Below are 15,527 nucleotides of genomic sequence, written 5' to 3'. Positions count from 1 at the left end.
AAAATCCGGTGATAAAGGCGAACGCTTCGCTTCTTCAGAATCGATTCTTCTCCTTCACTACTTTTGCAGCTCTTCAAGAGACTTATTGAAAATGCGAGCCTCATTTATTCGCTCCTGGTATCCAACCCTTAAGACCTTGTACGAAGATACAAGGTTTAAATCAAAATCTTTAATACGGAACCTTTAGATTAAAAACTTAAGATCAAAACCTTCAGATATTCCATTCACTTGAATACTTGTGAAATACTATCTCCTTACCCCTTCAACGCGCCTGCGGCCATTCCGCGGACAAGCTGTTTCAAGCCGAAGATCAGGAGTAGTAAGGATGGTAGAATCACCATTGCGGTTCCGGCAAATACCAGATTCCACGCTGTGGATTCCTGGAACTCCAGCATCGAGATCCCGATCTGTGCGGTTCTCATCTCCGGTGTATTGGTCACCAGCAACGGCCAGAGATACGAATTGTACATGCTTAAGAATGAATAGATTGCCAGTGTTCCAAGTGCCGGACGGGACAAAGGCAGAACATGCGATATGAAATAACGAATATGACCACAACCATCGATCCTCGCTGCTTCGAACAACTCCTTGGGCAGCTGCATGAAGAACTGTCTGAGCAGGAATGTACCAAACGCTGTCGCCAGAAATGGCACCGTAAGCCCCTGGTAACTATCCAGCCAGCCCCAGCTGCGAATCGTGAGGTAATTCGGGATCATCGTCACTTCCCATGGAATCATCATCGTAGCGACAAACATGCTGAAGATAACGTTTTTGCCTTTGAACTGCATTTTCGCAAAAGCATAGGCTGCCATACTCGCTGTAATCAATTGACCAAGTGTCGTCAGTCCTGCGACAAGGAAGGTATTGCCGATAAATCGACCGATCGGAACAATATCGAATACTTCGCTAAAGTTGGACAGATCGATGGAATTCGGAATGATATGCGGCGGATAAGCGCTCGCATCTTCTGGCGTCATGACAGCCATGAAAAAGGTATACATCACCGGATACAGTACCAGTGCCGCACAAATGGTCAGTGCTCCGTACAACAGCGTTTTTGTCCATCTCGCACTCATTGGTAATGCACTTTCCTTTCTACCCATTTGAACTGGATCAGGGTCAGCAGCATAATTACCACGAACAGGATCAGTGCCTGTGCACTACCTGTACCAAAGCGGAAATTAACGAAGGCTTCCTGATAGATGGAATAGACAAACACATTTGTACTGTCCATCGGGCCACCCCGGGTTAGAATGTTGATCTGACCGAACGATTGAAAAGCGCCAATGATCGATACGACCGTAACAAAAAATAACGTTGGTGACAGTAGCGGCATCGAGATTTTACGAAACGTAAGCATTGCTCCTGCACCATCAATCTTGGCGCTCTCGTAGATCTCATCCGGTATGCCTGCCAAACCACTGGATAGAATAATGTAGTTAAATCCGAGGTTCATCCAGATGGTCATGATGGAGATCGAAATCAGTGCCCAGTCCGGGCTGGTAAGCCAGGGGATTGGGTCAATGCCTACTTTGCCAAGCAGATAATTCAGCATGCCCAGGGTCGGATGGAATAGAAACTTCCAGATGACCGCTGACGAACCGACGGATAATACCACGGGCAGAGAGAACACAAATTGGAATACACGCATACCCTTGAAACGGTTGTGAGTCAGTGCAGCCAGAATCAGAGCGGCCAACATACCCGTAGGTACTGTAAACAGGACAAATAGTAATGTCACTTTCATGCCTTGCATAAACAGCCCCGATTGGAACACCGCCTTGAAGTTATCCATTCCTACATAAGCTGCAATCTGCCCCGTCGGATCTGTGGAATGCAGACTAAGGTACACGGACTTAAACATCGGGTAAAACAGAAACACTGCAAACAAAAGCAGCGATGGTGCCAGGAAACCATAGGCCAGCAGATTCTCCCGCATTCGCTGCACACGCAGCGAGGTTGCCCGGCGCTCACTCGTACCTGATACACGCCGTTTGGCCGCGGGCAAGCTGATCCGGTTATCAAGCTCACTCATCGGATTTTCTTCCCCCTTGTTTCACGCATTCAGTGTGTGTGAAAGGTTACATCCACTTCAGCACCACGTTATCTAGTGTAAGAGTCGAATGTCACAGCAAAATTCATTCTGAATCAACGTAACGTTAATCATGGACAAGGGACTTTACGCAAATGTGCATCCTTCCGAAAGCGGTATCCAGACCGGATTACACGACAAAAAAACCGCAAGTACTCCCCTTTTTGGAGATATCCTTGCGGTTCGATGTGTTAATGGAATATGAACGTATACCTATTAAAGAACGTGACTCATTTTACAATAATCTGTAAATCTTTCAAACGGGATGAAGCGATGAGCTGTTCAAGTTAACGATTCAGATGATAGGGCACCGTGGTGACAATCACGTCTTTGTAATTGATCAGATAGGCCCGGATCATGAAGCTGGTCTGGTTATGCAGTACATTTTGCCACCAATGCTTGGTGATGAATTGCGGAATCAATACGGTGATGTGATCGGTCTCGGCCGTTTTCCACTCCACGGTATCAATGAATTTCTTCAGCGGCCCCATAATACTGCGGTATCTCGATTTGATCACGACCAGACGAACACCGGGATTCCACTCTTCCCACTTCTGCTCCATCTTGCGTATCGCCTCATCATCGAATCCAATGTACAGCGCGACCACGTGATCCGACATCGTCTGCGCATAACTGATCGTATTCATGACGACCCGGGTAATGCCAGCAACGGGAATGATGATGGTATTGCCTTTGTGGGCTGGTTTTTCCACCTGAATGTCAATTCGTAGCTCATCGGCAATGTTGCAATAGTGACGGTGAATACGCATGAACACATAGACAACAACCGGCAAAAAGATAAAAATGACCCATGTCTGCGTGAACTTGGTGAAAATAAAGATCAGGGTGATCGATAATGTAGTCAGCATACCGATCGTATTCACGAGCAGTTTCATCTGCCAGCCAGATGGTTTGACTTTGATCCAACGAATCATCATACCGAGTTGTGACAGGGTAAATGGAATGAACACCCCTACCGCATAGAGCGGAATCAGGCTTTCCGTATTTCCTTTGAACCCAACCACCAGTAAGGCAGACATCACACTAAGAAAAATGATTCCGTTCGAGAAACCAAGGCGGTCTCCTCTGACCATAAATGCATGTGGCATGAATTTATCTTTTGCCATCATGAAGGATAGCAGCGGAAAAGCCGAATATGCTGTGTTGGCAGCCAGGAACAGGATCAGCGCCGTTACACCCTGGATGATAAAATACATCGTGCCCCTGCCAAACGTCGCTTCAGCAATCTGGGAAATGACCGTTGCTTTGGGATCAGGCTTCACTCCGTACCCATAAGCCAGTAAGGTGATACCGATGAACATGGCTCCTAATATACAACCCATAAGCAGTAATGTACCCGCGGCATTTTTCTCGGCTGGCTGCTTGAAGTTCGGGATCGCGTTACTTACCGCTTCCACGCCAGTCAAGGCCGAACATCCGGAGCTGAATGCTTTCAATAACAGAAACATACTCACATGGGATAGACTTGTTCCGAATTCTGGTGCAGCTGCTTCCATGCCCCCGGCAAGAAATTTGATTCCACCCGAGATAATCAGAATTGCAATCGAAAAGATAAACAGATAGATGGGGATCGCCAGCACAGACGCCGACTCCGTCACTCCCCGCAGATTCATAATGGTTAGAAAAACAATCATAATGAGTGCAATCACAACACTGTAGTCATGCAGCATAGGAAAAGCCGATGTAATCGCATCCGTGCCTGCGGACGAACTTACCGCAACGGTCAAAATATAATCGACCAGCAGAGATCCTCCGGCAATCAGACTGGATGTTGTACCCAGGTTATCCTTGGCTACGATATAAGCGCCGCCCCCTGTTGGATAAGCAAATATCGTCTGGCGATAGGAAAAAATTAAAATGACGAGTAATCCCAGCACGGCGATGGAAATTGGAACAGAGTACCACAGGGCGGCGAATCCGGCCGCAACGAGCACCAGCAAAATCTGTTCCGTACCGTAGGCAACGGACGATAGGGCATCCGAGGACAGGATGGCGAGCGCCTTCCATTTCCCCAATTTTTCTCCATCCAGTTCAGCCGATTTCATTGGCTTGCCTATTAAGATTCTCTTCATTTTGCCAAGCATGATCATAACTTCCTTCCATCTCTCATCTGTGAAGCATTGTTATTATGCAAAATCGCAGAGCCATTGACAATACGTCATTTCACCCGAATTTCGCCAGCGCGTGATAATGCATTCTACGATTCAATAATCGATAACAAAGCCATTCTTGTTCAGCAATTTGAACTTTTTTGAACCAAAATGACGTTTGTTCGTCAAAAAAAAGGAAATGACCTTCGGTTCAATGAACCAAAGACCACTTCCTTGATCTATGCGTTGACTGTACAGCAATGTAATTTCCCTGCATCTGCCTTGTCCAGACCTGTGCAGCTTCCTTATTAAGCTTCTCTTTAGCTGTCCAAAATGCCGAGACGAGGGGTTACGCCAAACGCTTGCGCCAGGGTGATCAGCTGCTCATCCGTAATTCTCTGCCGGATCTCGTGACCAGCAACCAGCATATACACTTGGGCTGCCTTCTCAATCGTCTCAATCAGACCAAAAGCCTCGTCAATCGTTGTACCTGTTCCAAAGATGCCATGTTGCGGCCAGATGACCGCGTGGTATTCTTTCATTTTCTCCGCCGTTTCGCGGCCTATCTCGTTCGATCCAGGAATCATCCATGGAATAATGCCAATGCCATCCGGGAATACAACTACACACTCGGTGCACATCTGCCAGAGGGTCTTCGTAAATCTGGCCTCATCCAATTCGTGGATAAACGTCATGGCCAATACATGAGTGGCATGGTTGTGCATGACCACCCGATGGTTCGGGTCCAATTTCAAACGTTCAATATGGCTCATAAAATGTGTAGGTAATTCACTGGTTGGATTCGCCCCCGACTTCAATCCCCAGAGCACTTCCAGCTCCTGTCCATCTTGCGATACACGCAGCAACCCTAGATTACTCTCCGGATCAGCGAGTACATTTTTGAAATATTTACCCGATGCTGTCACGATAAAATACTTGCCTGCCAGCTCCTGCACCGAAAATGCTGGTTTGATCTTGCGGATCACATGATGGATATCGATATATGGTGCTACTTCCTCTTCCTCCAGCAGATAGCTGACATTGCCTCCATTGCGCTCATCCCAGCCATTCTTCCACATATGTTGTGTAATCTCCGCCATCTCTCGAACAAATGGAATATCGAAACCTGCAGCCTGTGTGTTGGCGTTGGTAAGGGTCACGTTCATGATCAATCTCTCCTTATATTAAAAATCATATGCTTGCCACGTACATAGTAAGTTCCTTTTTTCACATTCATTATACCTTTGTTTATCTTTGGTAGTCAATAACAAACAAAGAAATAATCTTTTATTTATTTTTGTTTAGTTTTGTTTATTTGAAAATAAAACAAAAAAATACCCCGCCGGCGCCCGGCGGGGTCAGTCACACATCTATTTAACACGAGAAGGGGTTTACAAGAGTTATCATACCTCCGCTACCTTAATAGAAGCTGAAAGCGAAATAAAAAAAGCATGAAAACATACATCCTCTCTTGAGACTGGGGTTCAGTATCTTCTTTACTTTCAGTACATATGTCTCTCAGTCCAAACTATTTTGTATATTCTAGCATATGCTATTCTAGCTTTTCTCAGGAAAAGACATTCATAAAAAAGGAGATGAACCTATGGCAGTTCTTTCTACCGGGCCAATCGAGAATAACCTCTCTGGTGGCAGCAGGCCTACGCAACAAGTCACCATCAAAATGGTCAACACTGATTCCATTAATACATCCAATATACTCATTGAAGGTTATTCTCTAAATGGAACGCGGACATTGTATGTTCAACAATCGGTCAATCTGAATCCCGGACAAGTCTTCTCCCAAACCTATTACGCCAACCTGGATGGATACGAATATGTATTTACCACGGGTGGAGGTGCGGCTGCGCTAACCGAAATTTCAGTATGGGGCAAAAACAACACTGGGCAAATCGTCACCGCACACCGCATTGTTTCAAAAGAACTATCTCTATAAAAGGGGGAAAAAAAATGGCCACAATCTCATCTGGTCCCATTGAGAACAACCTGGTAGCCGGATCAAGACTCACCCAATCGGTTACTATCAAAATTGATAACGAAGATCCAGTCAACGCCTCAACTGTTCTAATCGAAGGATATGCGCTGAACGGAACGCGAACCTTGTATGTACTGGAATCCATCTCACTTGCTCCCAATGAAGTCTTCACCAAAAGTTATTTTGCAAACCTGGATGGCTTTGAGTTTGTTTTCACTACCAGCGGCTTGGCAGAAAGCTCAACCGACGTTTCCATGTGGGGTAAAAATAACACTGGACAATTGGTCGCTGCCCACCGACTGGTAACTTCTGAGTTACTTGGTGCTGAAGGCGGAACTCCCAACTTCGAGTGGGGACAGACGATCTACTGGGCTGATTCGAGTGCTCCAGGACCGGGCACCGGATCACCTTTTGATCCCTTTAATTCTCTCCAGGCTGCTATTGATGCAGCGACAAATAGTCCACTTGCGGTTACTTTTGGCATGAGAGCCCGTCTAATTATTCTCATTGCTGGCAATTCATCCTTCAATGAGGATATTGTCATTCCACCAGCAAGGCATGTGCAGCTTCTGGGTCTAGGTCCATGGCAACTGGGCAACTCTGATCTGGCCAACTTTGCTTCTTCCATCCCCCGCAACGTCACGATCCAAACGAGCCAGGCTGCAGAAGATGTCTATCTGGTTCAAGGACCTGCTTTTGATGCTCGTCCTGTTACGGTCATAGGAACGTTTAATGACGGCACGTCCGTCAGCACACACACCAACTATACTGACGGGGCCATTATAAGCGGTGATGTCATTTTCCAGAACGTTGCTCCGGTTGACCCGTTCACAACCATTGAGTTTCAACTGCTCAATGCCAGAGTCGTGGGTAATATCGTACAATCCGGTCATATGGGCAATCTGAACACGTACCTGTATCACAGTCGCATCAACACCATGGTCCATACCGGTTTGAATATTCAACGTATGGTAGACAGTGTGTCAGACAGTATCATTAACGTTAGAGGATACTCTCACATTACCAATTCCACAATGAATGGCAATGTGACAGTTACACTCGCCTTGAGTGACGTCCCGCCAACAGGCATATTCAGCAGTCAATTTGGGACGATTACCTGGACAGGACCTTTAACACTGGATACCGCCTCCAACTATTATTTTGTGAACAGCGGCTCTACACTTGTGGGAACCAAAACCGTATTATTCAGCATCGCCTAACAAACCATCCCTGTCCTCCATTGGTCAGGGGTTTCTTATTTTCGCAGCATATATGATGGATGCATATTTCCGGTGGGTTCATAGCGTTCATCACCTGTATACTCGAATCCCAGCTTGATCAAGATATGACGTGACACTTCATTATCCGGATGATGTCCGGCAAACAGTGCCTTCACGTTCTTTTCGTCAAACGCATAATCAATCACCGCCTGTGCAGCTTCCTGCGCATACCCTTTCCCCCAGTGATCCCGGGTTAGATGAAATCCCAGTTCATAGATATCCTCTTCTGGCGAATACGGACGCAGACCGCAGCAACCAACAAACACCTCCGACTCTTTCTCAAAGAAAGGCCAATACTGCACCCCCGCTTCCTGTTGCCTTTGAATCTCCTGTGTTAATCTCGCTTCTACTTCATCCTCACTCAATGATCCATTGCTGCTAATCCATTTGGCAACCTCATGATCACCCCAAAGCGCAAATGCCAGTGCACGATCCCCTTCGTTCCACGTGGCACACTCCAGCCGTTCGGTTTCAAATAAAATGGTTCTGTTCATTATCGACTAACCTCCTGTATGCCAACACAAGACTGTGTGCCGTCTATACCTTAAATTAATCGAATAACTGCCAAAGTAAACAAACCTGTATAAAGCACTACTAAAGTTTAAAGGTAATACGCATTTATTATGACCAAGAAAAAATTTTGGCTAACGCAAACAGTGCAGACCATAGAATGAGCCCAACAAAAATAAAAATCAAAAAAATTATAAATGCATCGGCTACAGATGTAATCGTAAACCAGCCACTTAATATAAGGATAGGATAAATTGTTACAACCATCACCATAAAATGAACAGCGCTTTGTTTAGTCAAACTCCAATGTTCTATGTTATAGATAACGGATGCAGCACCGATAAAAAGAGCGATTAGGCTTGCAACAAATGTACCTTTAGCATCAGAAAACTTCCCTTGAGAATAAAGTAATAGAGCAATAACGCTCATAATGACGAATGGTATTCCACCTCTTAAGAGTGCTTTCATAACCAAGATTCTCACCTTCTTTCTTGAAGAAAAATTAGTTCATTATTTGAACTTATATAGTCCATATTACTTTAAATCTATGTTTATTCATCAAAAAAAAGAAAAAAACCCTGTCGACAAGATGTCCGACAGAGGTTCAACAAGTACATTACATCATTAGAAATCAGATGTTGCAATTTGAATCGTACCCGTAGATGCACCAGCTGCACTGGTCAATAACGCAGCGACGAGCAGCAAATCTACAGACAGTGTAAGGCTGTTGCCAGCAGGGATCAAATACGTGATTACCGGTGCATTCACACGAGTAACAACCAGGTCAACTGCGAACGGACCAAAGTTATTAACCGTAATACTCGCATTGGTTCCTCCAGTCAGATCTTCGTAATACGACTTGCCCACACTTGGATCCAGATTGTAAATCTGTTGCGGTAAAAGGATGGCCATTTGAAATCACCTCCTTTTGCTTTGATACGGTATTCTATGCTTGAAATCTATTAAAGCAACGGTGAATTACCCTTGTCATAGTGTCCATTTTTGATAGACTTCATAGATTAATAGACCACTGTACGCCAAAAGCCCCACCGGAACGTCCGATGGAGCCAACTACTCTTACTTTAATATTACAGATTTAACTACGCATACAGCATGAAGAAATTTAATTCATGGCCCTGCTGCTTCAGATAATTATAGAGCTGCGAGCGGTGATGGAATACATGCGTTAACGTTTCAATCTGCCATTGTGCCTGCAAGTGACCGTGTTCCATATAGAAAGCTTTGGTAGAGCGGTTCAGATAATCTTCTTCGTTTAATCCCGTGATATAGGCTTTGTAGGATTCGAAATTACTCCACAATGTTGCTTCAAGCTTCTCGATATCCTGAATCCCCAACAGGCTATTCTCTACGAGTCCAACCTCAGCTTCATCTTTTTCCTGCATGATGGCAAGGTCCGATGCGGTAATCTGGATAAAATGATGTACAAGCTCCACCAATGAACGCATATTCTCCTGTGGACGATACGACCAATCCTCCGGACGGATCAATCGAATTAACGAAGCCCCTGTCCGTACTCCTGTTTCCAGTTCAGTTAACAAATGATCCCGAATCTGCAATGTTCCATTCATATATGATGTCTCCCTTATCTTTTATTCTCACTCATGATCTTAGTATAACTGAAGACTCTACAGATCTATTGTACAAATCGGACAACATCCTGCCATGCTCTCTGGCTGCCGTCAACGGAGTCTCTCCATAAAACTTGCGAAATTGCCGAATCAGATGGGCTTGGTCAAAAAAACCATGATTCTGGGCAAGCATGGCCCAGTCTGCCGTGTACCCCTGATGAATATCGCTCAGTACACGATGAAAACGAACCACCTCGCTGAATCGTTTGGGGCTGATTCCGACCCATTCCGAGAATCTGCGATGCAACTGCCGTTCACTGATCACTTCACGCATTGCCAGCTCCTGGACACTCATACGTCCCCCATCTATAAAAATACTGTGCAACACGTTTTTCATCAGATCGTTCTCAGATGTGCTGGTCTGCACGGACAACGGATTCAAATATGCGTTCATGACCTCTACCCGTTCTGCAAAACTATTCGTTTCAGCCATCCGTTCCTGAAGCTCGTTCAGCCCCTCCGGCCAACATTCCTGAAGGGCAACTCGCTTATCCGTAAACCACTCCAGAGGCATGCCATGGAAGATATGCGCTCCACCTGGGAAGAACCGGACACCAAAAGTATAATCTCCAGCAGGAGGACCATCATCAGATGGCTCAGGTATAGTGAATGGCTGTGTATAATTGCCACAATATGCATAGGCGTACTTTGAACGGACGTGATCATATGTAATCAGCATGTCCGTGCAACCATCAGGCAATACTCGGGCAGGTACAGATATCACCGACTGATCTCGACCTGCTCCCTTAGCAACATCCCTGCGTGTGCTTGAAAGAGATCCCGATTCCCAATAACAGGCCACATATGCCATTAAGCCGGTGGCGGGTATTTTCTCAACATAATAACTGTTCGAATACGTTCCATTCATCTGAATCGGCTTAAACAACGGGTGCAAGCTGTGATCCACTATGCAATCCTCCGATCACTAGAGTTGGTTACACATTATGTATTCATCTATCATACCATCAACCGCACAAAGGAAGAAAAAAAGTGCCCTACCGGAGGACAATCCGATAGGGCCAGTCACACATCTATTTAACACGAGAAGGGGTTTACAAGACTTATCTTACCTCCGTAACCTTAATAGAAACTGAAATTGGGATGAAAAGAACATCAATTTTTCTAAAGTGTCTTGATCAGTATGGACGCAATTAACACAGATGCTGTTGTGACCGTTGTGAATCCCCCCACCAGCATTGGCGTTAAAATCTCATCGAGGATGGCTTTGCGTTCATTTTCATCACGTCCAACCGAACGGCTTACTTCCTCACAGATAATATAGTCCCCCGGAAAACCGAATAGTGCGGTCAGTGCTACAGGCAGACCTTTGAGTGGGTCCCATTTGAACAGCTTGGAACCGACAAATCCACCGATCAGCACCCCAACTACACCGATTGCGATAATGAATAACACCGGAATAATGGAACTAACCACCGCATCGAAAGTGATCGACTCCATACTTGTCATCACGACTACGATCAGACCTGTCATGGCAATCCCCGATGTACTTGCTTTATCCAGAATACGAGATGGGAATAGTCCAATCAGATGTCCTAGCACCCCAAGCAACAGAGCCCAGATACTGTAGCTAAGTCCGGTTACATTGCCTAGATAAATGGAGAGACTGCCCATAATGAACAAAAGCAACAGCAGAATAGGTGCGGTTTGGAAACGTTGTGGAAGGAATGTTTTGGCATTCGCTTCTTTAATGTTCACATTGGATTCGCCTGCAACCTTGTTCTCAAAAGCACCCTGTTTCTGTAGTTTCAGCGCATATCTGCGCAGCATGTTGGTTGCAATCGGCATTCCCACGAGAGAGTGAATTCCCAGAATAACGGCTGGTATCGTAATCAGATGCCCCAAGTTCATCTCCTGCAACTTCGTCGTTGTGATTAGATATGAGATAATGCCACCGACAACCGGACTTGATCCGGCAACAGCGGTAGGATAACCATAGAACGGTGATACGATTAACAGGATAAGACCTGTCGCCGTGAGTGATGCAAACAAAGAGATCAGTATTGCTTTATATTGGGAACGTATTAACTTCAGTGGTATTAATGTGCCCATGTGTACAATCAGCGGAGCCACCATGAGAGCCCCGAACGCAGTGAGAGCGGAGCTCGATACTACTCCTTTGGGAAATAACCCCGCCCAGTTCAGCAGCAAATATCCAATCAGAATCACAAGCAAGGAAGGAATTCGTGCTTTGGACCAGATCGAAACCAGTTCCCCTATAGCTAAAATAACAAGTAATACCGTGGCGATATATATCGGTTGACTAAACATGGTGGCTTCTCCCCATTCTCTATGTTGTCAGTGCAGTGCACGCAGAACCATCTTTCTCTTTCTTATTTCAAGCGTTCACCTGATAAATAGACCTGTTCGATATTCTCTGTGTTTTCGAGCAGTCCGATATCCGTTAACGGATTCATATTTAATACCAGCAGATCAGCAGCTTTCCCCGGCTCAATCGTGCCGATCTCCGCTTCCATCTGCATCGCTCTTGCTGCATCTCGTGTTGCAGCAACAATCGCTTCCATCGGCGTAAATCCAACATCTTCCACAAGCAATCGCAGTTCGAGTGCATTCCCGCCATGTTCAACAGGTGCACACGTGCAGAAATCTGTCCCTACTGCAATGGTTACGCCTGCCTTACGTGCAATAATCATGTTCTCAATATGCTCCTGATATACACTTTTGGCTTTGCGGATGCCAAATTCGGGAACACCGTATTTATGCCCTTCTTTGATAATCCGATGTACAATGGCCAACGTTGGAACCAGAACCGCCTTTTGATCCAGCATCATGCCAATACCTTGTTCATCAATGTAGATTCCGTGTTCAATCGTGCGCACGCCCGCTTCCAGCGCATTTTTGATCCCCTGTGTACCTTGCGCATGTGCAGCCACATATGACTGTACCGCTTCCGCTTCATACACGATCGCCTTCAGCTCATCCAAGCGGAATTGCGACCAGCGAGGGTCATCTTTCTCCGAAAGCACCCCGCCTGTGGAACACACTTTAATGAAATCTGCCCCTTCACGGAACTGCGTACGTGTTGCCTTAATCACTTCGGGAACGCCGTCACACACGGTAAACATATTCAGTTCCGTTGGAATCATATGAATATCTGCATGTCCACCCGTCTGAGAGAGCATATGACGGGATGTTTTAATTCGCGGCCCCTTCACCACACCTTCCTTAATCAGATCACGAATGTACACAGCAACGTGGCTGCCTACATCCCTGACGGTTGTAAAGCCCGCGTTGATCAGTTTCGGCAGATCCTGAAGTGCTCTTCCCATCTGAAGTTCATTGGCTTCGAGCGCCACCGCAGCCATATTCAGGTTTTTGGCTCCATGCACGTGGACATGGGCATCAATTAATCCGGGCATCACCGTTTTGCCTGTTACATCAACAAGCTTGGCACTTTCCGGAACTGGAACGGTCGCCTTCGCACCCGCAGCTATGAATTTTCCGTTCTCAACCAGGACCACACTATCGGAAACAGGCTCTCCACCTTGTCCATCAATCAACAATGCACCTACAAAAGCAGTAATTTGACTCATCTGTACTCCACCTCATTTTCAGACTTGGTTGCAAGTTCAACTATTTACAGCTCTACTGTTGTACTACGATAAAATTGTATAGTGTTAAAGTTAATGACATTATATAAGTTGCAAATGTATAATGTCATTGTTGATAACAACAGCATTTTGATATTTATTATGGTGATATACACAATATCGAATATAAATTACACAGCATAGTGAAGGTCATGTTATATATGTAAGCATTTGCCACCCTGTGAACACGAAAGGAGTACGTTTGCTATGATTCATGAAGCGGTTCGCTCATTTATGGTTCAGGTCTTTGGATCTGCTTCGTACGGAATCTGGATGAAGGACGAATACGATTTCCAATGGAATAACTGGCTGTGCGAAGGAGAGGTACCTGAATATACAGATCAAGAACAGATCGAGCCATCCTGGAAGATTCTCAGGTATACGTTTGATTTTCTGTCCAATATCAACATTCGTGTGGTGATCGATACCCAGAAACAACTCACCCTGCTACAAAGTGAACGTCTGGAGTCCTTGATTCGGGAAGGACTGCTGAAACAGCAGATCGAGATGGAACGTGCACACAATGATCGATGGTTGACCGGACTGCGGGAGCTGACCTGTTCCCTGGAGTTGAACGACTTGTTATTCAAAATCATGGAGAATGCACTGCATGTCATCCCTTCTCTTTCCTGTGGACTGTTCATGATGGTTGATCCGGACTCTGGCAAGATGATCCCTAGAGCCAAGGTCGGTTTTCAGGATAGTGTGTATCAATATCAGGGCGAGCTGGATGAGGGCATTACGGGAAAAGTATACGAGGAAGGCATTGGCCGAATGTACAGCACACCGGATGATGCCTTTAAGGATATGGGCAATGTCAGTCAGGAGAATGCGGATATCATTGTACGTTCATTGCCTGATGGTGTTATGGCGAAAGGGCTTATCGCCGTTCCTGTGACGATGAACACCCATAAAATCGGAGTGATGCTGGTATACCAATTTGAACAACACAGACGATTTGCCCCACATGATCTGAATGTGATGCAGGGATTCGCGGATCAGGCAGCCATTGCGATCTCCAATGCCACCATGTATTCAGAACTGCTGGAAACGAACCGATATCTCGTTAGCCGCAATGAAATTCATAATCAATTCACGGCCCTTTCCATTGAACATGTGAGCCTTGAACATATCATTGAGACGGTTGGGTCGATGTTGAAGCTTCCTACCTATTATGTGGACATGGCCAGAAATGACTGGTACCCCGTTCTCCCAGAAAGTGTCTTGTTAAGTGAGCTAGATATCTACACTGCTCTGGACAGTCAATTTAACCCCATCACCTTATCCGGTGGAACGAATCAAAGCGATTATTACCTGTATCCGATTGTGAATGGATCACTGATGCTTGGCTGTTTTGCCATCCAATTAGATCATCCGTTAGGTCAGCTGGATCATGTGATTTTGGAGCAAGGCGGAGCTATTGTCATGCTGGAGATGATGAACACCTACTCCCTCACCGAAATGTCCTATCGAAAAAACCAGGATTTCTTCAGCGATCTCGTGCAATATAGAGATCCACAGCAGTTGGAGGCACGACTTTCCAGCTTTCAATTGCCAGCCCATCAGTCCTTGTTCGTCGCACAATTGCAGCTCTATGGGGAACATCCCGATATGAAAACCACTGAAAATTGGGTGCGCAAATTGATTGGTTTTATCGAAAAGGAACTAGGCACCCGTGAACATCTGTTGTTCAGTGCACATCACAAAATTACGATTCTGGCTGCGGCACCCGAGCCCAAGGTCAGACATTGGATCATCAGCAGTTTGGAATCGGCTGTAGAGAAATGGACCACCTCCAAAACCCCTGCCCTATCTATCGGCATCGGCGGACTTTATCAAGGGCTTGAGTACGTGTCCAAAAGCAATGACGAGGCTACACGCTCGTTATCCTTTTTGCTGAAACAAAACAAAGCGGGCCTGATGCTCTACGAAGAAATCGGGATCAATCGGCTGTTTCTGAATCAGGAACCGTCTGATATTGAGAACTACATTCATGAAATTCTGTCGCCTCTTCAACAGCAAAAATCAGGAGAGCTTGAACTCACACTCAAAACCTACATTGCCGCAAATCGATCTGTGCAAGTCACAGCCGAACGTCTTCATATTCATACCAATACGCTGTACCTGCGTCTGCGCAAAATAGAGGAGATTCTACGCGTGGATCTGAACGATTCCGAGGGTTGGATGAAGGTGTATCTGGCATGTCATTTAAGTGATGTGTACTCTGTTGCCCCTAGGGCAGGTGGAGCATCAAAATTGTAAC

General features: G+C 45.7%; 14 protein-coding genes. 3 read left to right on the top strand and 11 right to left on the bottom strand.

Annotated elements, in window-relative coordinates; all coding sequences use genetic code 11:
• Positions 1-254: 254 nt before the first annotated feature.
• The 4 genes from MKX40_RS06700 to rhaD form a co-directional block, all read right to left on the bottom strand.
• Positions 255-1,076 carry a carbohydrate ABC transporter permease gene (locus MKX40_RS06700; protein ID WP_339240342.1) on the bottom strand — a complete coding sequence of 274 codons (822 nt, stop codon included), beginning with the start codon at positions 1,074-1,076 and terminating at the stop codon, positions 255-257.
• The gene (locus MKX40_RS06695; protein WP_339240340.1) at positions 1,073-2,035 is read right to left on the bottom strand and encodes a sugar ABC transporter permease; all 963 of its coding nucleotides are present in this window, start codon (positions 2,033-2,035) and stop codon (positions 1,073-1,075) included. The genes MKX40_RS06700 and MKX40_RS06695 overlap by 4 nt, the downstream gene beginning before the upstream one ends.
• 344 nt (positions 2,036-2,379) lie before the next feature.
• Positions 2,380-4,197 (bottom strand): APC family permease, encoded by a 1,818-nt coding sequence (locus tag MKX40_RS06690; protein ID WP_339240338.1) that lies wholly within the window; start codon positions 4,195-4,197, stop codon positions 2,380-2,382.
• Between the two features lie 326 nt (positions 4,198-4,523).
• The gene (gene rhaD / locus MKX40_RS06685) at positions 4,524-5,369 is read right to left on the bottom strand and encodes a rhamnulose-1-phosphate aldolase (RefSeq protein WP_339240336.1); all 846 of its coding nucleotides are present in this window, start codon (positions 5,367-5,369) and stop codon (positions 4,524-4,526) included.
• Between the two features lie 437 nt (positions 5,370-5,806).
• Between rhaD and MKX40_RS06680 the strand changes: the two genes are divergently transcribed.
• Positions 5,807-6,157, top strand: a complete 351-nt coding sequence (locus MKX40_RS06680; protein ID WP_339240335.1) for a hypothetical protein — start codon at positions 5,807-5,809, stop codon at positions 6,155-6,157.
• Positions 6,158-6,171: 14 nt separating this feature from the next.
• The gene (locus MKX40_RS06675; RefSeq protein ID WP_339240334.1) at positions 6,172-7,416 is read left to right on the top strand and encodes a hypothetical protein; all 1,245 of its coding nucleotides are present in this window, start codon (positions 6,172-6,174) and stop codon (positions 7,414-7,416) included.
• A 35-nt stretch (positions 7,417-7,451) separates the two neighbouring features.
• Here the strand turns inward: MKX40_RS06675 and MKX40_RS06670 are convergent, their stop codons facing one another.
• From MKX40_RS06670 to MKX40_RS06640, 7 genes are all read right to left on the bottom strand, one after another.
• Complete coding sequence (locus MKX40_RS06670; protein WP_339240333.1) at positions 7,452-7,970, bottom strand: GNAT family N-acetyltransferase; 519 nt, start codon at positions 7,968-7,970, stop codon at positions 7,452-7,454.
• A 127-nt stretch (positions 7,971-8,097) separates the two neighbouring features.
• Positions 8,098-8,454 (bottom strand): DUF3021 family protein, encoded by a 357-nt coding sequence (locus MKX40_RS06665; protein WP_339242952.1) that lies wholly within the window; start codon positions 8,452-8,454, stop codon positions 8,098-8,100.
• A gap of 156 nt (positions 8,455-8,610) precedes the next feature.
• Entirely contained in the window at positions 8,611-8,898 is a 288-nt protein-coding gene (locus tag MKX40_RS06660; protein ID WP_339240332.1) for a hypothetical protein, read from the bottom strand.
• 188 nt (positions 8,899-9,086) lie between these two features.
• Complete coding sequence (locus MKX40_RS06655; protein ID WP_339240331.1) at positions 9,087-9,575, bottom strand: DinB family protein; 489 nt, start codon at positions 9,573-9,575, stop codon at positions 9,087-9,089.
• Between the two features lie 31 nt (positions 9,576-9,606).
• On the bottom strand, positions 9,607-10,542 hold the full coding sequence (locus tag MKX40_RS06650; RefSeq protein WP_339240330.1) for a helix-turn-helix domain-containing protein: 936 nt from the start codon (positions 10,540-10,542) through the stop codon (positions 9,607-9,609).
• 215 nt (positions 10,543-10,757) lie between these two features.
• Positions 10,758-11,924 (bottom strand): hypothetical protein, encoded by a 1,167-nt coding sequence (locus tag MKX40_RS06645; protein ID WP_339240329.1) that lies wholly within the window; start codon positions 11,922-11,924, stop codon positions 10,758-10,760.
• A 62-nt stretch (positions 11,925-11,986) separates the two neighbouring features.
• Positions 11,987-13,207: an amidohydrolase family protein gene (locus tag MKX40_RS06640; RefSeq protein WP_339240328.1), complete on the bottom strand. Its 1,221-nt coding sequence runs from the start codon at positions 13,205-13,207 to the stop codon at positions 11,987-11,989.
• 264 nt (positions 13,208-13,471) lie between these two features.
• On the opposite strand from MKX40_RS06640, the gene MKX40_RS06635 reads away from it, so the two are divergent.
• The gene (locus MKX40_RS06635) at positions 13,472-15,526 is read left to right on the top strand and encodes a helix-turn-helix domain-containing protein (protein WP_339240327.1); all 2,055 of its coding nucleotides are present in this window, start codon (positions 13,472-13,474) and stop codon (positions 15,524-15,526) included.
• Position 15,527: the final 1 nt, after the last annotated feature.

This window comes from Paenibacillus sp. FSL R5-0517 (assembly GCF_037974355.1).
Taxonomy (GTDB): Bacteria; Bacillota; Bacilli; order Paenibacillales; family Paenibacillaceae; genus Paenibacillus.
This window is presented reverse-complemented; position numbering and strand designations above follow the sequence as displayed.

What these genes read in the sequence shown, in the direction of transcription:
- MKX40_RS06645 (WP_339240329.1), bottom strand. Translation starts at nt 11,924, where the DNA reads ATGTTTAGTCAACCGATATATATCGCCACGGTATTACTTGTTATTTTA.
- MKX40_RS06700 (WP_339240342.1), bottom strand. Translation starts at nt 1,076, where the DNA reads ATGAGTGCGAGATGGACAAAAACGCTGTTGTACGGAGCACTGACCATT.
- MKX40_RS06690 (WP_339240338.1), bottom strand. Translation starts at nt 4,197, where the DNA reads ATGCTTGGCAAAATGAAGAGAATCTTAATAGGCAAGCCAATGAAATCG.
- MKX40_RS06660 (WP_339240332.1), bottom strand. Translation starts at nt 8,898, where the DNA reads ATGGCCATCCTTTTACCGCAACAGATTTACAATCTGGATCCAAGTGTG.
- MKX40_RS06655 (WP_339240331.1), bottom strand. Translation starts at nt 9,575, where the DNA reads ATGAATGGAACATTGCAGATTCGGGATCATTTGTTAACTGAACTGGAA.
- MKX40_RS06675 (WP_339240334.1), top strand. Translation starts at nt 6,172, where the DNA reads ATGGCCACAATCTCATCTGGTCCCATTGAGAACAACCTGGTAGCCGGA.
- MKX40_RS06680 (WP_339240335.1), top strand. Translation starts at nt 5,807, where the DNA reads ATGGCAGTTCTTTCTACCGGGCCAATCGAGAATAACCTCTCTGGTGGC.
- MKX40_RS06640 (WP_339240328.1), bottom strand. Translation starts at nt 13,207, where the DNA reads ATGAGTCAAATTACTGCTTTTGTAGGTGCATTGTTGATTGATGGACAA.
- MKX40_RS06665 (WP_339242952.1), bottom strand. Translation starts at nt 8,454, where the DNA reads ATGAAAGCACTCTTAAGAGGTGGAATACCATTCGTCATTATGAGCGTT.
- MKX40_RS06695 (WP_339240340.1), bottom strand. Translation starts at nt 2,035, where the DNA reads ATGAGTGAGCTTGATAACCGGATCAGCTTGCCCGCGGCCAAACGGCGT.
- rhaD (WP_339240336.1), bottom strand. Translation starts at nt 5,369, where the DNA reads ATGAACGTGACCCTTACCAACGCCAACACACAGGCTGCAGGTTTCGAT.
- MKX40_RS06670 (WP_339240333.1), bottom strand. Translation starts at nt 7,970, where the DNA reads ATGAACAGAACCATTTTATTTGAAACCGAACGGCTGGAGTGTGCCACG.
- MKX40_RS06635 (WP_339240327.1), top strand. Translation starts at nt 13,472, where the DNA reads ATGATTCATGAAGCGGTTCGCTCATTTATGGTTCAGGTCTTTGGATCT.